The organism is Candidatus Arthromitus sp. SFB-mouse-Japan (genome assembly GCF_000270205.1).
GTDB lineage: Bacteria > Bacillota > Clostridia > Clostridiales > Clostridiaceae > Dwaynesavagella.
In genome coordinates this window covers 319,458-342,137 of sequence record NC_015913.1, presented here as the reverse complement: position 1 = coordinate 342,137, position 22,680 = coordinate 319,458, and the positions used below count along the sequence as shown (strand labels likewise).

General features: G+C 26.2%; 24 protein-coding genes. 5 read left to right on the top strand and 19 right to left on the bottom strand.

The window, feature by feature from the left end; genetic code table 11:
- Positions 1-63: 63 nt before the first annotated feature.
- The gene (locus SFBM_RS01630) at positions 64-885 is read right to left on the bottom strand and encodes a hypothetical protein (RefSeq protein WP_014017839.1); all 822 of its coding nucleotides are present in this window, start codon (positions 883-885) and stop codon (positions 64-66) included.
- Positions 886-1,037: 152 nt separating this feature from the next.
- Entirely contained in the window at positions 1,038-2,348 is a 1,311-nt protein-coding gene (locus SFBM_RS01625; RefSeq protein ID WP_041568915.1) for a murein hydrolase activator EnvC family protein, read from the bottom strand.
- A 344-nt stretch (positions 2,349-2,692) separates the two neighbouring features.
- On the opposite strand from SFBM_RS01625, the gene SFBM_RS01620 reads away from it, so the two are divergent.
- Positions 2,693-2,872 (top strand): alpha/beta-type small acid-soluble spore protein, encoded by a 180-nt coding sequence (locus SFBM_RS01620; protein ID WP_005807127.1) that lies wholly within the window; start codon positions 2,693-2,695, stop codon positions 2,870-2,872.
- Between the two features lie 85 nt (positions 2,873-2,957).
- Here SFBM_RS01620 and SFBM_RS01615 read toward each other — a convergent pair whose 3' ends face one another.
- The 6 genes from SFBM_RS01615 to SFBM_RS01590 all read right to left on the bottom strand — a co-directional run bounded on the left by SFBM_RS01615 (position 2,958) and on the right by SFBM_RS01590 (position 7,529).
- A complete protein-coding gene (locus tag SFBM_RS01615) occupies positions 2,958-3,149 on the bottom strand; it encodes a YtxH domain-containing protein (protein ID WP_242821360.1) in 192 nt (63 codons plus the stop codon).
- Positions 3,150-3,228: 79 nt separating this feature from the next.
- Positions 3,229-4,317, bottom strand: coding sequence for a YkvA family protein (locus tag SFBM_RS01610; protein WP_005807131.1), 1,089 nt, complete (start codon positions 4,315-4,317; stop codon positions 3,229-3,231).
- 150 nt (positions 4,318-4,467) lie between these two features.
- On the bottom strand, positions 4,468-5,151 hold the full coding sequence (locus tag SFBM_RS01605; RefSeq protein WP_005807133.1) for a rhomboid family intramembrane serine protease: 684 nt from the start codon (positions 5,149-5,151) through the stop codon (positions 4,468-4,470).
- Between the two features lie 37 nt (positions 5,152-5,188).
- Positions 5,189-6,184, bottom strand: coding sequence for a rhomboid family intramembrane serine protease (locus SFBM_RS01600; RefSeq protein ID WP_005807136.1), 996 nt, complete (start codon positions 6,182-6,184; stop codon positions 5,189-5,191).
- A gap of 86 nt (positions 6,185-6,270) precedes the next feature.
- Positions 6,271-6,639, bottom strand: coding sequence for a DUF6762 family protein (locus SFBM_RS01595; protein WP_005807139.1), 369 nt, complete (start codon positions 6,637-6,639; stop codon positions 6,271-6,273).
- Between the two features lie 8 nt (positions 6,640-6,647).
- A complete protein-coding gene (locus tag SFBM_RS01590; RefSeq protein WP_005807141.1) occupies positions 6,648-7,529 on the bottom strand; it encodes a metal ABC transporter substrate-binding protein in 882 nt (293 codons plus the stop codon).
- A gap of 109 nt (positions 7,530-7,638) precedes the next feature.
- Between SFBM_RS01590 and SFBM_RS01585 the strand changes: the two genes are divergently transcribed.
- Positions 7,639-8,307 carry a metal ABC transporter ATP-binding protein gene (locus SFBM_RS01585; protein ID WP_005807143.1) on the top strand — a complete coding sequence of 223 codons (669 nt, stop codon included), beginning with the start codon at positions 7,639-7,641 and terminating at the stop codon, positions 8,305-8,307.
- Entirely contained in the window at positions 8,300-9,091 is a 792-nt protein-coding gene (locus tag SFBM_RS07880) for a metal ABC transporter permease (RefSeq protein WP_005807146.1), read from the top strand. Before SFBM_RS01585 ends, SFBM_RS07880 begins: the two co-directional genes overlap by 8 nt.
- A gap of 2 nt (positions 9,092-9,093) precedes the next feature.
- On the opposite strand, the gene SFBM_RS01575 is transcribed toward SFBM_RS07880, so the two are convergent.
- From SFBM_RS01575 to SFBM_RS01550, 6 genes are all read right to left on the bottom strand, one after another.
- Positions 9,094-9,510, bottom strand: coding sequence for a Fur family transcriptional regulator (locus SFBM_RS01575; RefSeq protein ID WP_005807147.1), 417 nt, complete (start codon positions 9,508-9,510; stop codon positions 9,094-9,096).
- Between the two features lie 142 nt (positions 9,511-9,652).
- Positions 9,653-10,204: a manganese efflux pump MntP gene (locus tag SFBM_RS01570; protein WP_005807149.1), complete on the bottom strand. Its 552-nt coding sequence runs from the start codon at positions 10,202-10,204 to the stop codon at positions 9,653-9,655.
- A gap of 24 nt (positions 10,205-10,228) precedes the next feature.
- Complete coding sequence (locus SFBM_RS01565; protein WP_005807151.1) at positions 10,229-11,167, bottom strand: ROK family protein; 939 nt, start codon at positions 11,165-11,167, stop codon at positions 10,229-10,231.
- 117 nt (positions 11,168-11,284) lie between these two features.
- Positions 11,285-12,742 (bottom strand): sodium:solute symporter, encoded by a 1,458-nt coding sequence (locus SFBM_RS01560; RefSeq protein ID WP_007440816.1) that lies wholly within the window; start codon positions 12,740-12,742, stop codon positions 11,285-11,287.
- A 19-nt stretch (positions 12,743-12,761) separates the two neighbouring features.
- Positions 12,762-13,628 (bottom strand): N-acetylneuraminate lyase, encoded by an 867-nt coding sequence (locus SFBM_RS01555; RefSeq protein WP_005807152.1) that lies wholly within the window; start codon positions 13,626-13,628, stop codon positions 12,762-12,764.
- A gap of 79 nt (positions 13,629-13,707) precedes the next feature.
- The gene (locus SFBM_RS01550; RefSeq protein ID WP_007440376.1) at positions 13,708-14,379 is read right to left on the bottom strand and encodes an N-acetylmannosamine-6-phosphate 2-epimerase; all 672 of its coding nucleotides are present in this window, start codon (positions 14,377-14,379) and stop codon (positions 13,708-13,710) included.
- Positions 14,380-14,555: 176 nt separating this feature from the next.
- On the opposite strand from SFBM_RS01550, the gene abc-f reads away from it, so the two are divergent.
- A complete protein-coding gene (gene abc-f / locus SFBM_RS01545; protein ID WP_005807156.1) occupies positions 14,556-16,460 on the top strand; it encodes a ribosomal protection-like ABC-F family protein in 1,905 nt (634 codons plus the stop codon).
- 43 nt (positions 16,461-16,503) lie between these two features.
- Here abc-f and SFBM_RS01540 read toward each other — a convergent pair whose 3' ends face one another.
- Genes SFBM_RS01540 through tsaD form a run of 3 tightly spaced genes read right to left on the bottom strand, consistent with a single transcriptional unit; the run spans position 16,504 to position 19,793 of the window.
- Positions 16,504-17,724, bottom strand: coding sequence for a S1C family serine protease (locus tag SFBM_RS01540; protein ID WP_007440377.1), 1,221 nt, complete (start codon positions 17,722-17,724; stop codon positions 16,504-16,506).
- A 24-nt stretch (positions 17,725-17,748) separates the two neighbouring features.
- The gene (locus SFBM_RS01535; protein WP_014017836.1) at positions 17,749-18,771 is read right to left on the bottom strand and encodes an alpha/beta hydrolase; all 1,023 of its coding nucleotides are present in this window, start codon (positions 18,769-18,771) and stop codon (positions 17,749-17,751) included.
- A gap of 17 nt (positions 18,772-18,788) precedes the next feature.
- Complete coding sequence (gene tsaD / locus SFBM_RS01530) at positions 18,789-19,793, bottom strand: tRNA (adenosine(37)-N6)-threonylcarbamoyltransferase complex transferase subunit TsaD (protein WP_014017835.1); 1,005 nt, start codon at positions 19,791-19,793, stop codon at positions 18,789-18,791.
- Positions 19,794-19,924: 131 nt separating this feature from the next.
- Here tsaD and SFBM_RS01525 point away from each other — a divergent pair, with 131 nt between their 5' ends.
- Positions 19,925-20,539: a RusA family crossover junction endodeoxyribonuclease gene (locus SFBM_RS01525; protein ID WP_005807164.1), complete on the top strand. Its 615-nt coding sequence runs from the start codon at positions 19,925-19,927 to the stop codon at positions 20,537-20,539.
- A gap of 34 nt (positions 20,540-20,573) precedes the next feature.
- Here SFBM_RS01525 and yedF read toward each other — a convergent pair whose 3' ends face one another.
- Together yedF and SFBM_RS01515 are read right to left on the bottom strand one after the other, a co-directional pair.
- Positions 20,574-21,152: a sulfurtransferase-like selenium metabolism protein YedF gene (yedF, locus tag SFBM_RS01520; protein ID WP_005807166.1), complete on the bottom strand. Its 579-nt coding sequence runs from the start codon at positions 21,150-21,152 to the stop codon at positions 20,574-20,576.
- Between the two features lie 18 nt (positions 21,153-21,170).
- On the bottom strand, positions 21,171-22,673 hold the full coding sequence (locus tag SFBM_RS01515) for a hypothetical protein (RefSeq protein WP_005807167.1): 1,503 nt from the start codon (positions 22,671-22,673) through the stop codon (positions 21,171-21,173).
- Positions 22,674-22,680: the final 7 nt, after the last annotated feature.

The following is a 22,680-nucleotide window of genomic DNA, read 5'->3' as shown; positions in this document are numbered from 1 at the left end:
CGATTAACCAATACTTCTGAAAAATATATAAACCAATAAATTATTAAAACCAATATAAAATTCTTAATTAAGAACAAAAGAAAATGTTAATAACTTCATTTCATTATTTATATTAACTTTAATCCCCTGCTCTGTCAACTCTCCAAACTCAATATTTTCACCCGCTATACTCGTCATAAAATGCTTTATATCCTGAGTGTCACTCACATCTGTTCTCCATATATACTCTTCATTTTTACCAAACCATGGTAGATTACTAATGTATACTACAGTATTATTATCTAAAAATCTGGCTCCTTTGTACCAAGAATATCCCTCATATGTATTCTTTATATCTTCCTTATAAAATCTACTTCTAGCCGAATTAGAATAAAAAAATTCTGGATCTAACTTAAATGTATTAAATGATTCATCAATCATATATGTATCTTGAGTAATATTATTTTCTATTAAAATCTTTAGATTATCTGGGGATATATCAAAACTATACTTAAAATCTAAACTATCTTCTAATCCAAAATACTGAACATTATTGTCATCCTTTGTATATAAAATATTTATTTCATCATTTCCTAAAACAACATTATGTATTAATTTATCACTTTCACTATTATAAATATTTTCTTCCAAGGGAGTATGAGTTTCTTCATTAATGTTGCTTACATCATTTATATTATAATTATCAGATTCTGCTTCACTAATATTAACAATTTCCTTAGATATAATTGAGTAATATCTATCTCTTACATAATTATTTACCTCAGAAAAATTAACCATATATAATACAACCATAACCAAAATAGTTAAAATTATTATTAATATAAAAAAGCGCTTTTTCCTTATTCTCCTTTCATACTCCCTACTAAAAATATTAGTTCTCCTCATTCTTCCCTCCAATATTCTACAATGAAATATCTAATAAATAATGCAAAATTTAAATTATATTTAAATTATAACCATTTTCCCATACTTATACATATTTTTTAATTTAATTATAATAAAAAGGATGCTAAATTAATAGCATCCTTTTTAAATTTCTATCTAGATAAGAAATTAAATGGGTCTAAACTAACTCCATCTTTTCTAATCTCAAAATGTAAATGAGCCCCCGTACTCATACCAGTAGAACCCATATAACCAATTCTAACTCCTTGATCAACTACTTGTCCCTCAGATACTGCAACTCTAGACATATGAGCATAAAACGTTTGATATCCTCCACCATGATTTAAAATAACAACATTACCATAAACATTATTATACCAACCAGCAAATACAACCTCCCCAGCTCTGCTTGCAATTATCGTATCTCCAATTTTACCTCCAAAATCAGTACCTGTATGAAGCGATTTTGTACCTCTTATTGGATGAACCCTCCAACCATATTCAGATGTAACTGGTCCTGTAGAAGGTCTTAAGTATCCACTTGGACTTACTTCATTACTACCACCAACTAAACCTGAATTATTTATCGAATTTAAATAATCTGTTAACTGCTGTTGTAATTGTTCATTATCTTGCTGAATATTTATAAGTTCCTCCCTTTTTCTTTTAGAATCCTCATCTAAAGCATCATATCTTTCTTGATACTCTCTTTCTAAATCCCTAACAACTTGCAATTCTGCATCTAACTCATTTTTCTTTACAATTAACTCATTTTTAGAGTTCTCTATCTCTTGTATCTGATTCTCTAAATCCTTTCTATATAGAGCTAAACTCTGAACCTCTTTTTCTAAATTTTCCTTGTCTCTATTTATGTTATCCTTAATTTGCTTTATATTTTCAATTAACTTCCTATCGCTCTCAGTTATTTTAGACATACTATGAACGGTATCCAATACATCCTGTAAATCCTTATTCATATCAAATACCATTGAAAAAAACAAATCTAATCCTAATGAATTATTTTGAGAATATTTATAAAATTCTTTTATTCTATCAGCAAGTATAGCCTCTAATTTTACTAATTCAGCCTGATTATTTTCAATTTCCTTATTAAGTTTTTCTATATTTTCTTCCATAGTAATCATCTGCTTTTCAATACCGTCTATTAATAAAGCTTTATCATCTATATTCTTTTGATGTAATTCTATATTTTCCAAATATTCATTAATAACGCCATTTCTTTGGTCTATCTCACTCTTAATTTTAGATAATTCATCGTCAATAGCATCTATTTCTTCATTTATACTATATATTTCGTTTTGCACATTATCAATTTTTTTATTATTCTGCTGTATTTGTTGTTCTAATGAATCTTTAACACTTGCCATAGCATCACTATTTACTACAAAAATAAATACAATTATTAAAAACACTGATAACCTAAGTGTCTTATTTTTATTCACCAAACTATCCTCCTAAAATTCAAACCACAACTATAAAAAATAATAGGTTTTATTGCTTAATTAAAATATACACTCAGATTATAACATATTTATCTTATCATATCTATACCTATTATTCCTGTTGATATATTCCCTAATATCTCCAAATATATCTTAAGAAACATATTTCAAAATATTAATCAATTTTAATGATTACATAATCTTTAAAATTATATGGATAATCTATGTCTAAATACCATTATATTTCAGGATTATATTTAAAATATAAGTTAATACTAATATTGTCCTGTTAATTAATTATTTACAGGATATTAAAAAGTTTTAATTTTTAGGAGGATTTAAACATGGGTAAATTAGTTCCAGATGCTAAAAATGGATTAGAACAATTTAAGAGCCAAGTTGCCAATGAAATGGGTGTACCTTTCACTGATTATAATGGTAATTTAACTTCTAAACAATGTGGATCTGTCGGTGGAGAAATGGTAAAAAGAATGGTTGAACAATATGAAAATGGATTAAAATAATTATACGAGAGATATGGATTACCATATCTCTTATTTCTACATATAAATAAATATCTAAAATAAAAAGACTCCTTTTATGGAGTCTTTAAGCAACTTCATACATAATTTTAGCTATTTTCTTCATTATTTGAGATTTAGTTTTCCTTCCTTTCTTAATAAACTTACTCGTATTTTTACCTATTTTATTTTTAAGTTTTTTACTAGATTGTGGAACTATCACCGAAATCATAACACCAATTAAAGCACCAGCTGTAGTACCTAAAACGATACCTTTCATAATTAAACCACCTCCATAATAAGCCATATAATTTCCTTATAGACTTATTATTTGTTCAATCATAATTTTTATTCCTAATTTAAAATCTAACAAATTTTTCAAACACACTATATAACTTATCTATATTATTCATACCTAACATCGAATTTAATAAATCAAATGAATCCATTAAAAAATTAAGCGTATCCTCATCACCATCAAAATGATAATTTAATATTTCCCTATCAACAGATACAAATATTTTATTTAAAGTAAATACTAATAATAAACCATCATCTATCTTATCTAAAATACTAAACTTATTATTTATAAAATCTATGGGACTCAATAAATAAAATATTGTAAATCCTATCAATATCTTAGTACTATTTCTAACCCTATTATCCCTTAATAATCTGTAACAAAGTACACCTATATCTGACATTATAAATACAATCTTACCCAAAATTATTTTATTTGTTTGTTTGAATTTTCCATTGTATAACCTATTTCTAAATCTAGAATATTCTAAAAAATAACCCTTATCATTCTTACAAAATCCTGTAAAATTATTACTGCAAAACTTCCTATATTCTTCATCATTTTCCATATTTTTAACATTATATATTATATTCTCATTAATATCTGAAACATTATGTTCTATATTATTTTCAACATTTTGAATCTCCATCTCACATCCTTGAGATGGAGATTTTTTATTACTATTTATAAGTTCGATCATATCAATATCGACATTCCCAAAAGTAACATTAATACTTTCCTCAGTTATTTGTATATCCTTTATATCTACTTCTAAAAAATTCAGATTAAATTCTTTAAATACCTTCCTTAAATCTATCTTTATTTGTTTACCATCACAGCTAATACCCTTAATATTTAACTTATTAATAACCATTTTTAATATGAAATTTACAGTAAAAACATTAATAGGTATACTTATCGCCTTGAGTTTTTTTATGGCAATTGATAAAATCCCATCCTCTATTCTATGAAATTTAAGCCCTATAGAAATAGTACCAAATGATTTATATTTAATTTTATTTATCAAAATCATATCATCATGTAATCGAATGTCTGAAATATTAATACCATCTATTTTAAGAAAATCATCTATAAATGATTGGATATTATCAGCTTTTAACTTAACTCCAACTTGTAATAAATTCAAAATATCACTCCTCAAAATCAACTAGTTAACATTAATAATATAAAATTCTATTAAAAATAATTTTAAGCAAACCTTAAAGTCTATCAAAATAATACAAAACTGCTCAACTTATTAAGGTTAATAAATCAATATACTATATAATACCGATTACTATTTATTATTTCTTAAACATTTAGTATCTAAAACAAACATTACAAATATACCAATTAAATATGAAACTAAAAACTGCAAAATACTATAAAAATCTACCATATAACTTATAAAAAAACCTATAAACATCAAAGATATATATATATATCTATCTATCTTAAATATAAATCTCCTAAATCTATAACAAAAATATATACACATTCCAATCAAAGATGAAACTATGGTAAATGATCCCAAGTAATACTGGTCTGGATACACAAAAATTGAGATTAAATTAAAAGATATAATTGATAGTACATAAATAAAAACTATCACATTCCTTTTTATATATCTTTCCATAAAAAATCCACAAAATAATAATACAAATATTGTATTTACTAAGTCCCACAAACTTCTATGTATAAAAATGTTAGTTATAACTCCAAAATAATTTCCATTTATAATATCATATCCTGTATATACACTAAATAAATTAAGCGAACTCAAATCTACATCAACAAAATTATTTTTACCATATACTAATAAAACATAAAATAATACATAAAAAATTATACTTCCTATCATAAGCCATGGAAATGCTTCGTTATTAGTAAAAACTGGTCTTTTCTTAATTAAATTCTTAACAATATCATCTTTATCTATCTTTATAGTATCAATATCTAAATTATAATTTTCATTTTCCATACAAATTATTCCTCATGCTACTTAATTTTATAGTAAATTACTTCTTAATCAAATCAATCCCTCTCATAAATATCAAACCAAATATAAATGAAGCTAAACTTCCAATGTTATCTATATTGTTACTCAAAAATATACTATTTAATAAATTTAATACTATAAATAAAAATATAAATACAAAAAATAACTTATTTACTTTTGATTTATATTTGAACGCTAAAACAAATAATGCCCCTATCAAAGTATAATTTATTACATATAGTCCAACTCCAAATACTTTTGAAAAATTTAATAAATAACTTGAAAAATTACCGAAAAATATACCAAGTATTATAAGAATCAAATATTTAATTTTACTAGTATTTTTTTCAACTATACTACCTGTAAAAAATAATGTTATAATCCCAACTAATAATTGCAAAAAATTTTTATGTAAAAATGGTGATATAAATATCCTCATATACTCGCCACTTTGTATATATGGATCCATTTTACCTCCTGCCCAAAGTAACACTTCATCACGAATTGACACTATATCACCATTTATATTACCCATAATAAAGTAAACTATAATGCTAATCAAAATAATAAACATTGTCAAGTGGTTACTCTTCCCCTTAGACATAAACCTAGAATATGGTTTTTCAATTACGTTTCTTAAAATATTTAAAAAACCTACACTATGTACATTAAAACACTCTATTTTCCCAGATTTTTGATCAATAAAAATTGCTTCCTCATAGAGCTCACTCTGGAAATATGTGTCTCTAACATTAGATAAATCACCAACTATAAATATATTTATTATATTATACTTAATACCCTTAGAACTAAAATAACTATCTATACACCTATTCATACTTATATACGAATTTAAAGATGCAAAGGCTATACATAATACATAATCCTTCACCTCTTTTACATATAGATGGATCTCTCTATTATGTGCTTCAGAATATATAGATAAATTATTTAAATTAATCTCATTTTCAAAAGAAGAGATTAAAATATTCTTTATGTTTCGAACTCTTTTCATAAATAATCACCTAAAAATAAGCTACCTATAACTTAAAGTTAACTACTTAAGTTATAGGTAGCTATAATAGCATATTCTATACTAATTTATACTTTATTACAATAAATTTTAACTATCTTTTTCATAAACAAGTCCATTAAATTATCAATCTTAAATTGTATATTTTCTCTAATATCATTATCCATTTCCATTATAAAAGTAGGATAATATTCATCGTCTTTTGGATAAGAAATTACACCTATATTCTCAAATTCATCATACGGAAATTTAGATATTATATCTTCAAACTCATAATCACTATACTCTTGTTTTAGTTCCAAAACTAAAAATATTTTATTATCCTCACGATAAAATTCTATTATATTATCAAAACAATTTTCTATATAAATCCTAAATTCATCATTAAATAAATTATCTCTCCCCTTATCTATAAGTAATAAACTCTCAAATACCATAAATACCTCTACCTTAATCCATCATAAATTGAACTTAATAATTCTTCATATTCAGTAAAATAATCTCCTTGACTCTCTAGATTATTAACAACTTTATATGTAATATTTGTTTCATTAGATATAGTCTCAAGTTCTTTATTAGACTCATATTTATCCCCTATAATAAGTTTCACATTCTTTTGTTTAACTATATCTATTATATCTTGTAAATTTTTAGGATTTACTTCACCATGATTATTCACATCATATAAACTACTATTTACTAATCCAAAATCTCTTGCTAAATACCCATAAGATGCATGATTACTTACAAATTCTTTATTAGTTACAAGTTTAAAATCATTTATATATGAATTATATATATCATCAATTCTTTTGCTAAAACTCGTAAAATTATTGGTATAAAAATCTTTATTATCAGGATCAAGTAAAATAAGACTATCTAATACAACTTTACCCATAGTCTTGTATTCATTTATACTCAACCATACATGCGGATCATATTCCCCATGATCATAATTATGTGAATCATGATCATTATGATGTTCATCTTCCAAACTTATTAAATTTGCATCTTTAGTCGTTTGTACAAATTTATTTTTATCATCACTCAATTCTAAAATCTTATCATCAATACCTAATCCATTATAAAAAACCATATCTGAATCCTGAACATTTTTAATATCTTGAGGAGTAAATTCAAAATTATGAGAATCTCCACTAAATGAAATATTATATACACTAACCTTATCTTGAGCTATGTATTTAATAAGATTATAATTAGGATTTAAACTTGTAACAACACTTATACCTTCTTTTTCAATTTGGCTTGTACAAGATACAAATAATAAAATACCTAGTCCCAAAATAATGTTCTTCATTTTACCCATATAACAATTAAACCCCTATAACTTAATATATTTTTATTGCAAACGAATCGCATTAAGTTTATAATACATATAAAAATATTAAGTGTCAATAATATAGATGAGGTTTTTTATGTTAAATATTGCAGGTGTAAATGATTTTATGATTAATAAAAATATTTCTTCAGATCAAATTATAAATATTGAAAACTTAACCTTCAGTTATGATAACTCAAAATATATTTTCAAAGGTGCAAATCTATCTATAAATAGAGGAGATTTTGCATGCATAATAGGAAAAAATGGATGCGGTAAAAGTACCCTGCTTAGACTCATGCTAAATCTAATAAAAAATAAAAATTTTAATATAAACATAGAAACCAAAAATGTATCCTATATTCCTCAAATATTTAACTTTAACAAAGATTTTCCTATAACTGTCAAAGAATTTTTAAAATATAATGCTAAAGAATTGAATGTACCATTTTCTCATGTCACTAACTTATGTAAAAAATACGATTTAATAGATAATCTAAACTCATTAATTGGAAAACTATCTGGCGGTCAATTGCAAAAACTAATGCTAATAAGATCACTTCTTAAAAAAACAGATTTATTAATAGTAGATGAGCCTACAAACAACTTAGATGAAAACAGTAAATCTATGATATATGATAATTTAAAAGAATTAAATGTATCTAGCAATATAACGATTGTTGTAGTTGAACATAATAAGGATTTTTCAAATAGTTACGCTAACAAAGTATTTTTGGTTAAAGAGGGTTCAATATATCGTGTTTAAATATGAATTTATACGAAATGCATTTATTGCAGGATTCTTTATATCCATAATATGTCCATTTATAGGAAATTTTATCGTTCTTAAGAGATACTCATATATAAGTGATACACTATCCCATGCTTCTTTCGCTGGCGTTGCATTATCGTACATACTAGGCATTAATTCATTACTTGTATCAATAGGATACACTATAATTTGTGCTATTCTCATTGAATACCTAAGAAACTATTATAAGAATTTTTCAGAAATATCCCTCTCTATAATTCTAACTTTAAGTTTAGGCATAGCTATAATCATATCGAGTAGTAGTCTTGTCAACATAAATATAGAAAGCATTATATTCGGAAGTATACTAACGCTAAATAAAAAAGACTTAATGTTTATAATATGTACAAGCTTAATTGTATTAATAACATTAATAATTCACTACAAGAAATTTACCTTAATAATACTAGATGAAGATTTCTCTCGAATATCTAAATTTAACACGTCATTTTATAATATTTTATTTTCCATATTGCTAAGCTTAACAATATCTGCATCCATAAAAGTCGTTGGGTTACTTGTAGTATCATCAATTATGATTATACCTGTGGCAGCAGCATTTAGATTTAAAAAAGGATTCTCCAAGACAATATTAATTTCAATTATTTTAGGAATTATGTGCGTTATTTTAGGGCTTTTTTTATCCTATCATCTAAATACAGCGCCCGGTGGTACAATAGCTCTCACTTCCATAACAATTTTAATAATTTGTCTTATAATAACAAAAAACAAGAACTAATATTAGCTCTTGTTTTTTTTACATTCGTCACATATACCAGCTATATCTATACTATGCTTTGTCAAAGTAAACCCGGTATTATTCTCTATGTATTGCCTTAAAATATTAAATGGACACGTTATCTGTACGATTTTATTACAAAAACTACACTTTATCTCGTGTACATGAGATCTTATAGAAAGCCTATATCCACTCACTCTATCATTACCAATAACCTTATCCAATATCCTTTTTTCAGAAAATGTTTCACATGTTCTATATATAGTAGATAAATTTATGGCAAAACCTCTATCCCTGCATACATCATAAATTTCAGATACATTTAAAATCCTATCGGCATTCTCAAATATGCTTAAAACAACACTTCTAGATTTTGTCACCTTTAATCCTACCTTATTTAAAATATCTATATATTCCATAAACAACTACCTCTAGATCATTAGACTTACAATTTTAAATTCTTACTAATCATTTTATAAATTATAACATATTTATTGTATTTTACTCTACATTCTTAATAAATACCATTTTAATTTCCTGTTGAATAAATATACCTTAAATCTAAAAAAAGATCATTTTAAGACCAAATAATATAAGCAAAACTCCTCCCAAAAAATCAGCATACTTTGTTATAATTTTTATCTTCTTTAAATGCATAGATAAAACCACTGCAAACATTGATAAAATTAATGTTACAATTCCAACCAAAAGTGTATTTAAAAATATTAAACTTAAATTATGTAAATTATACGCTGTAAATCCAACAACTAATGCGTCTATACTAACAGATATACCAAGAGTTATATATAAATTATTAAATAATTTTTTATCTTCATAATCATCCTCATCACAATGCGACATAGCCTCTTTGAACATTAGTATTCCTACAATTAAAATTACAATTCCACCAAATAACTTAGGAATCGCTAAAATATATGAATTTACTAATTCTCCACAAACTCCTCCCATAAAGGAAAATAAAAATTGAAAAAATCCAAAACTCAAGCAAAATAACATAAGTTGTTTGAATTTATATTTATTAGAAAACCCTAAACTTAATGCTACGCCAAAAGCATCTAAAGCTAGTGCTATTGGAATCAATAAAATTTCCACTTTATACCTCCAAAATTCTATAAATTACATAATATTTATATAGGAAAATGTATTAAAAGCTGCACCAATAACTCCAGCATCATTTTTGAGTCCAGCCTGTTTTATTATAGTACCATTCTTATAAACATTAAGTACATATTTCTTAAACCTATTATTTATTTCATTAAAAAATAAATCTCCTTGTTCTGATATACCGCCACCAACTATTACAAGTCCAATATCTAAAATATGAACTAAATTTGCTATACCATATGCTATGTAATCTAAAAATCTATTATAAACTGAACTGGCTATACTATCCCCCCTATAACACAAATCAACTATGTACTCACCCGTATAATTATCTTTACATATCATATTATTTTTAATCAATTCTTCCTTATACATCTTAATTAAAGCAGATGTAGAGGCATATCTTTCATAACATCCATTCAAACCACAAGTACATTTATCTCCATTTGGAAAAATAATAAAATGTCCTATCTCACCTGCTGAATAATTATTACCTCTATGCAATTTATTATCTATTATAATAGCACCACCAACTCCAGTTCCCAATGTCATACATAAAAAGTTTTTAGCATCTTTAGCACTTCCGAGCCACATTTCCCCAATAGCTGCTGAATTAACATCGTTATCTGCAAACACATCTAAATTAAATTTCTTTGCTAAAATATCTCTAAAATTAGTCCCAATATATCCTGGTATATTATCTGTTGCATATATTACTTCACATTTATCAACATCTACTTGACCTGCTGTGGATACTCCTACACAAATGATGTTAAATTTTAATTTTAATTTTTCAAATATATCAATTAATGCAGCAGGTATAGTCTCTCGTGCTGGATATCCAGGCGTATTAATCTTATCTTTTTCATGGATTACTCCTTCATTATCAATAATAGCATATTTTATAAATGTTCCACCTATATCAAATGATAAACAATATTTCAAATCCATAACTTTACTACCTCCAATTTAATTATTTTTATAGTATAATCTCTAAGAATTTTTTAGTAAATAATAAAATGGATATTCACTTATTTCTAGAATATCCATAAATTTTTATTTTTATATTTAATTATTTTTTCGATTAAATAAACTAACTACAAACCCAACTCCTACAGTCACAACTATAGTTATAAGCGAATATGCCCATATAGACACTTCAATATTTAAATTCATATATTTGAGTGAAAGTACAATTATTGTTGCAGTAATAAATCCCAAATAAGCAGATATTTTCGTTGCATTTTTACATATAACTCCAAGTACAAATATTCCCGCTAAAACCCCAAGAACAGCTCCAACAAATCCATTAAACCATTCATATGCCGAATTAATTTCACTTGTTGCAAGAATCATCGCAACGATTACAGAAACAACTCCAACCAATAGCGAAACTAATTGAGCAATTTTAGTTTGAGCTTTAAAACTAAGACCCTTAGTTATATAATTTTGTATATCTAATGTCCAGCTCGTTGCAACTGAGTTTAATCCTGTGGATAAAGTAGACTGAGATGCTGCATATATAGCGGCTAATAGTAATCCTGTTATACCCACCGGTAGTTGATATGCTATAAAAGACGCATAAATTTGATCTTGAGCAACATCTACCAAGAAATTTGGATTCTGTCTATAAAATACAAATAATGCTGTACCTATTAAATAAAATAACGTTGCAACACCAATAGACAATATTCCATTTGCATATGTCATTTTATTCAATTTCTTTATATCTGTTGTAGTTGTAAATCTTTGAACAACATCTTGGCTAGATATATAAGAAGAAAATGTATTTAATCCTCCTCCAACAACGAGCATAAATATACTAGTTTTAAGCAAATTTGGATCAAATAATACATCATTGCTCGATAAGAACTTCTGTTCATTAAACAATGCATTTACTATATCTCCAAAACCATCATTAAGTTTAAATAATATAAAGATTAGTGTTCCAATAACACCAAGAATTAAAACTACACCTTGTATAAAATCAGTCCATAAAACAGACTTTATACCTCCAGCATAAGAATATACAATCGCAATAGCACCCATAAGAATTATAAATATATTTACATTTATATTAGATAACCTAGATAAAACCATGGATGGTAAATACATTATTATAGACATTCTACCAATTTGATAAATGATAAATATAATAGCTCCTATGACACGAAGTCCTTTGCTTTTATATCTTATCTCTAAATAGTGATATGCTGTATCTATCTTAAGCTTACTAAATACTGGCAAAAAAAACTTTATTGTAAGCGGTATTGCTATAAGAACTCCAAGCTGTGCAAACCACAAAGACCAAGTTCCACTATAAGAATTACCAACTAATGATAAAAATGATATAGGACTTAAAAGTGTAGCAAATATAGATACCGACGTAACCCACCAAGGTATTGTTCCATCACCCTTAAAAAATTCTTTTCCATCCATATCCTTTTTTGAAAAATAAAGCCCAATAAATAAAACTGCTACGAGGTAAACAATTAGAACTCCAAGATCTATTAAAGTAAATCCCATAATAAATTACCATCCATAACTAAAAGTACTTATTAAATATTTCTTTTGCTATTTTTTTCATTTCCTCGCTTGCTTCTCTAAAAGGTCTCTTGCAATAACCAGCATTTACTCCAAATTCTTCTAATATCAATTTAATTGTTTGATATAATCCATTATCCAATATTTCTGTAATTAAATTATTTGTAAGAGTTTGTAATCCCCTTGCTTCTTTTATTTTCCCTTCACTAACTAGTTCAAATATCTCTTTTGCTCTTCTACCATTTACATTAAATGTAGAGCCTATGGCTCCATCTACACCAACTGATGCAGCAGGCAAAAGCATCTCATCAAATCCTGAATAAACTAGCTTATCTGGAAAAGCACATATTATCCTCTCAAGTAAATAAAAATCTGGATTTGTAAATTTAACTCCTATTATTTTAGGATTTTTAAATAATTCTCTAAAGTTATCAAGTCCCATATTAACCCCTGTAAGGTATGGTATGGAATATATTATCATACTATTTTGAGTTTCCTTTATTATAGTATCATAATAATCCTTTATCTCTTCAAATGTAAACTTATAATAAAATGGTGTCACAGCACTCAAAGAATCATATCCTAGTTCAGTTGCATAATTCCCAAGCTCAACACTTTCTTTTAAATTTATTGAACCCACCTGAGCGATCAATTTAACATCGTCTTTAGCTTCATCTTTTACAATCTCAAAAATCTTCTTTTTCTCATCTGTTGACAACATAAAGTTCTCACCAGTACTACCATTAACATAAATTCCATCAACTTTAACATAGTCTATGTTGTGCCTAATAAGTTCTCTTATACCTCTTTCATTTATATTTCCCTCTTTATCAAAAGAAGTTAAGAGTGCTGAATAAATACCTTTCATAAATAAAACCTCCTTAATAAAACGTTTTCATATAATATATAAAAACCCTATAAATTATTAAACAAATTTAAAATTCCTTCTATCTGCCTTTTATAATATCAATAAATTTCTTAGCTATCAATTGTGGCCTTGTTATTGCTGATCCAACTACTGCAGAATATACACCAATATCATACACACTCTTCAAATCTTCTGGAGTGTTTATTCTTCCTTCAGCAATAACAGGTATCCTCAAATCTTTAACTAGTCTTTTCATTAGCTCAAAATCTGGTTCATCAATTCTTTGTGTATAAGAAGTATATCCAGATAATGTCGTGGATACACAATCACATCCAAGTTCCTCAGCTATAACCCCCTCTTCGTAATTCGAAATATCTGCCATAACCAAAATATTCTCTTCTTTTATGTGTAAAATTAAATCTTTAAGTTTTTCATCATTCGGTCTTGATCTACGCGTAGCATCTAACGCAATCATTTCACATCCAGAACTTAAAAGTTCATTTACCTCTTTTATTGTTGGTGTTATATACACATCTGAATCCTCGTAATCTCTCTTTATAATACCAATTACTGGTAAATTAGTTGCTCTTTTAATCTCTATTATATCAGACACTCCTTGTGCTCTTATGGCTACTGCCCCTGCCTCTTTTGCTGCGAGTGCCATCCTTCCCATGATAAACGGACTATGTAATGGCTCATCATATAATGCCTGACAAGATATCACAAGTCCATCTTTTATCTTATTTAACATAAATTTTCCATCCCCCTTCTTCAAAATTGCGTATAAACATTTTTCCTGGTATAATTAAACATCGATATAGAAATATAATAACAGAAAATATAATTTTTACGCAATGTATATTTAAAATTATATGTAAGTTTATTATAATCTAATTTATTAAAATTTATGTAATTGTAGGTGAAACCATGCTTGTAATAAGTACTAAAAATCTTTATAAAAGTTATGGTGTTAAAGAAGTACTTTCAAATGTATCTTTCAATATTAATGAAGGAGACAAAGTTGGATTAATTGGCCAAAATGGTGGAGGTAAGTCAACTCTCCTAAAAATATTAACAAAAGAAATATCCAATGATTCTGGGGAAATATTTATAAATAAACATAAAACCATTGGATATTTAAATCAAAATTCTAAATTAAATCCCAATTTATCCATATATGAAAATGCCTTAGATGTATTTAATAATCTTATAAAAATGGAAAACAGATTACATGAGCTAGAATTACTTCTTCAAAAAAGTCAAGATGAAAATTTGATACTAGAATACACTGATCTTATGGCAAAATTTAATGATAATGGCGGTTATACATATAAAACTGAAACAATAAAAATCTTAAATTACTTAAAATTTGATAATGAAAAAATGCATAGATCCTCAAAACATTTAAGCGGTGGGGAAAAAAAGAGACTTGATTTAGCTAAACTATTATTAAAAAAACCCGATATACTCCTTCTCGACGAACCAACTAATCACTTAGATCTCGATTCTATTGAATGGTTTGAAAATTACCTAAAAAATTACAAGGGCACAATTGTAGTTGTATCTCATGATAGATATTTCTTAGATAAAATAGTAACCCATATTTTTGAACTCGAAAATAAAAATATACTTACATTTAACTCAAACTACACAAAATTTATAAATCTTAAAAAAAACTATGTTGACACTCTACTACACAAATATAATGTCCAGCAAAAATTTGTTAATAGAGAACTTGAAATCATTAAAAACTATAGAGCGTGTTATAGTAAAAAGAGAATCAAAGCAGCTGATAGTAGAGAAAAACGATTAAACAAAATCGATCTGATAGATAAACCTGAATCAATAAACAAAATACGTGATATAAAATTCGAATTTTTTGAAAAAACAGGAAATGATATTTTACTAGTAAAAAATCTAACAAAATATTATGGAGATAAGAAAATATTTGAAAATATAAACCTATGTGTCACAAAAAATCAAAAAATAGCTATCATAGGAGAAAACGGAATAGGTAAAACTACTTTTTTTAAAATACTTTGTAAGAAAATACCTCCAAGCTCAGGGGAAATAATTTATGGAAGTGGGCTAAATATTACATATTATGATCAAGAACAATCAGATTTAAATAAAAATAAAACCATATTTAAAGAAATAAGAGATTCATTCCCTCATATAACAACACAAGTTATAAGACGCCATTTATCAAATTTTCTATTTAAAAATGATGATATACATAAAGAAATTTCTCTTTTAAGTGGTGGAGAAAAATGTAGATTAAACCTTTTAAAAATAATATTATCTAATTCAAATGTACTCTTTATGGATGAACCAACAAATCATTTAGATATATACACAAGAGAAATACTAGAAGATGCTATAATTAACTTTGAGGGAACTTGCCTTATAATATCCCATGATAGATATTTCTTAAACAAGATTTCAAATATAATATATGAATTTAAAAATAATTCCCTTATAGAATACTTAGGAAATTATGATTATTATATATCACGACAAAATTTATTAACTAAAGAAGATTCTATTAAATTAGTAGAAGATACTGTTAATTCAAGATATGGTAAAACAAAATCAAAAAACAAAAATAAAATTCATCAAAAGAACAAAAAAGGGAAAGAGGTGATAAAAAAATTATCCAAAATTGAAAGTGAAATTAATAAAATTGAAGAAAATATCTCTATACTTCAAGAAAGTTTGTCACTTGAAGAAATCTACTCTAATTATGAAAAATTAAGTGAAGTAAATAAAGAAATAACATCTCTCAAAAACAACTTATCTTCTCTATACGAGGAATGGGAAAACTTAATTTAAAAAATTTAAAAGCATAGTACAATATTTGCACTATGCTTTTTCTCTATTCATTCAAAACTAAATCAATTTCTTGATTAGATCCATTTCTATAAACAACAACTTTAATAGTATCACCAACATTATGATTAGCTTTTACACTATTAATATCATCAAATGTCTTAACATCATTCCCACCAAATTTTAAAATAACATCTCCTGATTTTATACCAGCTTTCTCAGCATTTGAAAAACTCTCAACTTCTACTACATATATACCCTCAGGTAAATTCAAGTTGCTAGACATACTCTGATCAATAACTCTACCCCTAATTCCAATTCTTAAAATAGGCTTAGATAATTCATCTAATTTTTGTTTAGCTTGATTTATAGGTATAGCAAAACCTATTCCTTCAACACTTGTTGTTCCAGTATTATCATATTTTGCTGTATTTATTCCTATAACCTCACCTCTTGAATTTATAAGAGGTCCTCCACTATTTCCAGGGTTTATCGCTGTATCAGTTTGAAGTAATTTTAAAGTTTTGCCATTAATTGGAACATCTCTATCAAGAGCACTCACTATACCTTTAGTTGTCGTTCCTATAAATTCTTTTCCAAGTGGCGATCCTATAGCAACAACAGACTCACCAACTAATAATTCATCTGAATCTCCAAGAGAAACGGTAGCTGGTACTGTAACCGTAGAATCTGTAAGTTTAATTAATGCAATATCATTTAATTCATCGTAATTTATGACTTTACCATCAGTTTCAGTACCATCATAGAATATTATTTTTACGGTCTGAGCTCCCTCTATAACATGATAGTTGGTCAAAATATGTCCTTCTTCATTTATAATGAATCCAGATCCTATCCCTTCTTGTTGCTGAAGTCCAAAAAATCCTCTATCAACAATCGATTTTGTACTAACACCTACTACTGCTGGACCAACTCTATTTACAATTTCTGTTACAGTTAACGAATCCTTCTCATCTTCAAAATATGTAGGACCGACATATTGAGTTTTATATCCTCCTATTTGACTATAAAGTGGTGTTCCCTGGAAAAAAGAAAAATTAGGAGCTATATATAAAGTGAACAAACTACCCAATATAGAACTACATAAAACACATATGATAACTATTAAAATAACAAACTTACCACTAAAACCACTTCCCCTCCTCCTATTATTAGCTAATACTATCTTGTTACTTACCTCAGGAATAGTATCTCTATTATTCTGCGAAACAGTACTATACTCCCTCTCATCAAAATTATTATCCATATTTAACTCCTCTTTCATTAATTCTTAATTATACTCTACTAATCTTGAGTTCATATTTTTAATTAAGTTTTTTAAATAATCTGAATGATTGTATGTAAAATCATCAATTGTCTCAAAATATATTATCTCTAAATTACTAAAATGACTCTTAAGCATTCGTTCATATTCGCTGTTCCTGTTACTCTCCGATTCTATAACTATCACAGGCAAATCATATGTTCCAAATTTAGATAAATCTATATTTGATAAATACTTATCCCTAATCTTAACCTCATTATAAACCGTATTATAGTAATCCCTACTCATCATTCTGCTTAAATAATTATCTAGATTTCTCGATATAGCTGATTCTCTATATAAATCTATAAATCTATTATCCAAACAAGAAAACTTATCTAATAACTTTGGAATATTAAGCGTTGCGATTAACTTAAAGTACATACCAAGTACTTCATTCTTAATTTTTTCAGAATTGTTAATCCCACTATGATTAAATATAGTGGGATTGATAAATATAACTCCTCCTACCTTATCCTTATATTTATCCAAATACTCCATGTGTATAAGAGAACCATATCCTTCGCTAACAAGTATCTGTTTTCCATCATATCCCGTATTAATTATAAGATTATTTAATACATCAACCTGTGTATCTACAGATGTTTTATCTTTGTATTTTTCACTTCCACCATATCCAAATCTATCATAGTAAAGCATTTTAACACCGCTTATAGCATCTCTTACTATGGGATTCCATTCAAGAAGCGTTTCCCCAATATCTGACTCAAACAATACTAAATTATCTCCAATGCCAGATACAGCATAAGCTATCTTATATTCACCATATCCACTAAGCCTATGAGATTTTTTTAATGATGAAAGTGTATTATTACTCTGTATAACCTCACTTAAAATTCCTAACAAAATAGATAATATTACAACAAAAATACTAAGCTCTAGAATAATTCTCCTAATTTTTTTTTGTTTAGGGCTTATAAATTTTTTATTACTTTTATATACAGAATTAGAATGCTCTATAAACTTCATACAATACTACCCTATTTCTAAAATTTTACACTAGATGATACATTAAGTGTATAATCACTTTTTCCATTTTTTAAAAACGAATAGTAAGCAGCAGATGCAATCATAGCCCCATTATCTGTACATAACTCCTTACTTGGATAGTATATCTCAATATCCTTAAAATAACTTAAAAATCTATTTCTCAAATAATTATTAGAAGAAACTCCTCCAACAATACAAAGCTTTTTACCTCCATATCTTTTAAAGGCTTTTTCAACATTTTCAATTAACATATCAACTGAAGTTTTTTGGAAAGAAGCACATATATCTTCTTTATTTAACTCTACATCTTTTAAATTACAATGATTTATATAATTAAGAACCGAGGATTTAATACCACTATAAGAAAAATCTAAGGTATCATCCTCAAATCTACTTTTAGGAAATTTAATTGCATCTTCATCTCCAAATTTTGCAAGTCGTTCTATATTCGGTCCACCAGGATAAGATAATCCTAATTTCCTAGCAACCTTATCAAAAACTTCTCCAATTGCATCATCTCGAGTTTCAGCAATCTTATCATATATTCCATAATCATTTACATTTAATAATATAGTGTGTCCCCCAGATATAACCAAACTCATAAAAGGTGGTTCTAAATCCTTATGCTCTAAATAACAAGAACTTATATGTCCTTCTATATGATTTACCCCGATGAAATCTTTATTTAAAGCATAACTCAATCCTTTAGCATATTGAAGTCCAACTAATAATGCACCGACAAGTCCAGGTCCATATGTAGAAGCTATTAAATCTATATCATTTAACTCCACATTTGCCTCTTTTAATGCCTCATATAAAACTATATTTATAGCTTCTAGGTGCTTTCTTGATGCAATTTCTGGAACAACGCCGCCAAATTCATTATGTATATTTATTTGAGATAAAATTTTATTTGATAATATATCTCTTCCATTTTTAACTACTGCAATAGATGTTTCATCACAACTTGTTTCTATTGATAAAACTAATATATCATTCATTAGTTAAACCTCTTTCTAAAATATAAAATTTGAAAATTTCCAATTTTTATTATATCCTATATTAATATTATAATTAAAAATTTTTTTATTATCAAACTAAATATTCTAAATCTTTTCTTTAAGGAGAATTTATGGAAAATATAGTTAAAATAACTGTTTTAGGAACTCCTATATCCAAATCAAATTTCAAACTCAACTCAAAATATGGAAGATATATATTGCCAAATAATACTGGAAATTATTACGATAGGTATGGAATTTATGAAGAACATATAGCATACGAAATCAAAAAACAATATCCAAATATAAAATTTAATACATCTCTAACAGCAATACTTAAGGTTTTTTACAAATATGAAAAAAAACATCCAGATACAAATAACATAACAAAAAGTATTTGTGATGGAATCGAAAAAAGTGGAATAATACTAAATGATTCTCAAATAACAAAACTATTTATAGAAGAGTTTTATGATAGAGAAAACCCAAGATTTGAATTAACTCTTTTTGAAAATCATTTATATGATATAGACATAACTATCAAAAAAAGAGAAATCCCATTAAATAAGGTATTATATACTAGATCTAAATCAAAAAGAGTTCCTTTAGAAAAAGATAATATATTATTAGATAAAGACAAAATAATTTGCTATGTCTGTGAAAATATCATAAAAAATAATGATTTTGTAAAAATATCAAACTCAAACTTAATTTTATGTAAAAAATGTCTTAAAAAAACAATTTAAGCAAAGATAAATTAATATCCTTGCTTAAGATTATTTATATTCTAATAACATTATCACTATTATTTAATATATCTATTATAGAGTACATATTTGTTATTTCATCAAGTCTTACTTTATCCTTAATACTATAATAATCTACACAAATACCACAATAATATATACTTACTCCCTTTTCTCTCAAAGAATCTATATTTTTTATTATATTCTCATTCGTAAGAAGTTTAACTCCTGAATTTATAAATATAATATTACTCGGTAGAGTTATACTCTCATCTAATGCATAGAAATAAGACTTCATCAATACATTTGACAATTCATCTGATCCATTTCCAAAAAGCTCACTCATAACTAATATTGTAAAATTATTTATTTGGAAATCATTTTTAGATAATTGTTCATTCCCATCAAAAATAACTTCAAACAAAAAATCATTACCACTCTTATTGGATGAATAATTTATTTTGTTGTTCTCTAAAAACTTTTTAATATTAATAAATGATACTTCATTGTCAAGTATTATCTTAAAATCAACATTCTTATTATTATTAATAAATTTCCTTGTCTCAACTAATGGGATAGGACAACTCTTTTTCCTCAAATCTAACTCTATCATTAAAAATCACCCCTATATTTATTCTAACTTTTCAAGCAATAACTCAACTTCTACCGCCTTATCTCCAGTATACCACTCACCCAATATAACATTGTCTCCAGAATCTATAGATAGTTCTAAAATTGCATTATTACTTATCTTATCTCCAATAATTTTATAAACTCCCATAGTTGTAGATGTCAAAATTACTACAAGATCTCTATCTGGAGACATAAATGCATCTCTTGCTTCTGGGTTCCTAAGTTTTATTTGTCCAAGATTTGCAGATACGTTATTCTCACTAATAAGTTTTTTATTAGGTAATAGCTCTATATCAAAATCAAGTGGCTTAAGAGTACTGCTTGGTAATTTTGTGTTAACTCTCCCCTTCAAAAACCAATCTCCACCATATCTCTCAAGCTTAAAGCTATCTTCTCTAGGTTCCGTATCATAAGCATCTAAATTTACCTTTTTAAGTAAATTTATAAATTTATAATAACTATTATAAAATATCTTAACACTCTTTTGGAATATATCTGAAAATTTAAGTCTTCTCTCAATAACAGGATCATCAATAGATAACATAGCACATTTATCTATATTAATATTACCTAAATATTCTATATTTTGATCATAATTTATACCAATATAATTTTCATTAACATATGTAATATCTATAAATTGATTTATAAATTCCTCATTTGTATTATTATCACCATCCAAAATAAATACATCATCAGATAATAAATCATCAATAGCTATTTTTTCATATAAATCATTCTTATCGCTAGACTCAACACTTATATTTAGTATCTTACCATCTTTTGGCACAATTATATCATCAAATACCTTATGCGCATAAGTTCCATCATTATTCTGATATACCCATATACTTTTATAAACACTTTTTGGAATAGAATGATCCGTAACTTTTCTTTCAGATCTAAATGATATTAAAAATCCAACATTATTCATGTACTCTCCATCATATGTAATTACATTATTCTTTAAATTATCTTTAACAAATCCCTCAATCTCAGTATCTATTTTATTGCTAACTTTCTTAAAAGAGTACATAATATCATCATCATAATAAAACAATATAGTGTCATCATCGTACTTTATAAATTCATGCATATTCTTATCTTCATCTTGTATAGTAAAAATATTTACACTCTTATCCTCAAGGTTTAAAAAAGAAAAATCATCTATCTTAAACTTGACTCTCATATAGTCGCTTAGCATAAATGTCTTTACTTTAAACGTATCATACTCAAATAATAAATCATTAATCCTTAAGTAATAATCAGATATAAATAAATAACTATCTGAAGGAATTTTAGGCGTAATCCCAGTATTTTTATTATACATATAATAAAAACTATCGAGATTCCATGTACCTTTAACTAAAATATTCTCAACCTTAGGTGCTACAAGCAAACTATCTAAACTTGCATTAAATGTAGAACAAGACATAACATTAATAATTAAATACATGAAAAGTAATATAAAATTAAACTTAATAATTTTCCTAAATTTCATATTATCT

Excerpts from the sequence above, each read along its gene's own strand:
- SFBM_RS01630 (WP_014017839.1), bottom strand. The coding sequence starts at position 885 with ATGAGGAGAACTAATATTTTTAGTAGGGAGTATGAAAGGAGAATAAGG.
- SFBM_RS01620 (WP_005807127.1), top strand. The coding sequence starts at position 2,693 with ATGGGTAAATTAGTTCCAGATGCTAAAAATGGATTAGAACAATTTAAG.
- SFBM_RS01615 (WP_242821360.1), bottom strand. The coding sequence starts at position 3,149 with ATGAAAGGTATCGTTTTAGGTACTACAGCTGGTGCTTTAATTGGTGTT.
- SFBM_RS01605 (WP_005807133.1), bottom strand. The coding sequence starts at position 5,151 with ATGGAAAATGAAAATTATAATTTAGATATTGATACTATAAAGATAGAT.
- SFBM_RS01600 (WP_005807136.1), bottom strand. The coding sequence starts at position 6,184 with ATGAAAAGAGTTCGAAACATAAAGAATATTTTAATCTCTTCTTTTGAA.
- SFBM_RS01595 (WP_005807139.1), bottom strand. The coding sequence starts at position 6,639 with ATGGTATTTGAGAGTTTATTACTTATAGATAAGGGGAGAGATAATTTA.
- SFBM_RS01590 (WP_005807141.1), bottom strand. The coding sequence starts at position 7,529 with ATGGGTAAAATGAAGAACATTATTTTGGGACTAGGTATTTTATTATTT.
- SFBM_RS01585 (WP_005807143.1), top strand. The coding sequence starts at position 7,639 with ATGTTAAATATTGCAGGTGTAAATGATTTTATGATTAATAAAAATATT.
- SFBM_RS01575 (WP_005807147.1), bottom strand. The coding sequence starts at position 9,510 with ATGGAATATATAGATATTTTAAATAAGGTAGGATTAAAGGTGACAAAA.
- SFBM_RS01565 (WP_005807151.1), bottom strand. The coding sequence starts at position 11,167 with ATGGATTTGAAATATTGTTTATCATTTGATATAGGTGGAACATTTATA.
- SFBM_RS01560 (WP_007440816.1), bottom strand. The coding sequence starts at position 12,742 with ATGGGATTTACTTTAATAGATCTTGGAGTTCTAATTGTTTACCTCGTA.
- SFBM_RS01555 (WP_005807152.1), bottom strand. The coding sequence starts at position 13,628 with ATGAAAGGTATTTATTCAGCACTCTTAACTTCTTTTGATAAAGAGGGA.
- SFBM_RS01550 (WP_007440376.1), bottom strand. The coding sequence starts at position 14,379 with ATGTTAAATAAGATAAAAGATGGACTTGTGATATCTTGTCAGGCATTA.
- abc-f (WP_005807156.1), top strand. The coding sequence starts at position 14,556 with ATGCTTGTAATAAGTACTAAAAATCTTTATAAAAGTTATGGTGTTAAA.
- SFBM_RS01540 (WP_007440377.1), bottom strand. The coding sequence starts at position 17,724 with ATGGATAATAATTTTGATGAGAGGGAGTATAGTACTGTTTCGCAGAAT.
- SFBM_RS01535 (WP_014017836.1), bottom strand. The coding sequence starts at position 18,771 with ATGAAGTTTATAGAGCATTCTAATTCTGTATATAAAAGTAATAAAAAA.
- tsaD (WP_014017835.1), bottom strand. The coding sequence starts at position 19,793 with ATGAATGATATATTAGTTTTATCAATAGAAACAAGTTGTGATGAAACA.
- SFBM_RS01525 (WP_005807164.1), top strand. The coding sequence starts at position 19,925 with ATGGAAAATATAGTTAAAATAACTGTTTTAGGAACTCCTATATCCAAA.
- yedF (WP_005807166.1), bottom strand. The coding sequence starts at position 21,152 with ATGATAGAGTTAGATTTGAGGAAAAAGAGTTGTCCTATCCCATTAGTT.
- SFBM_RS01515 (WP_005807167.1), bottom strand. The coding sequence starts at position 22,673 with ATGAAATTTAGGAAAATTATTAAGTTTAATTTTATATTACTTTTCATG.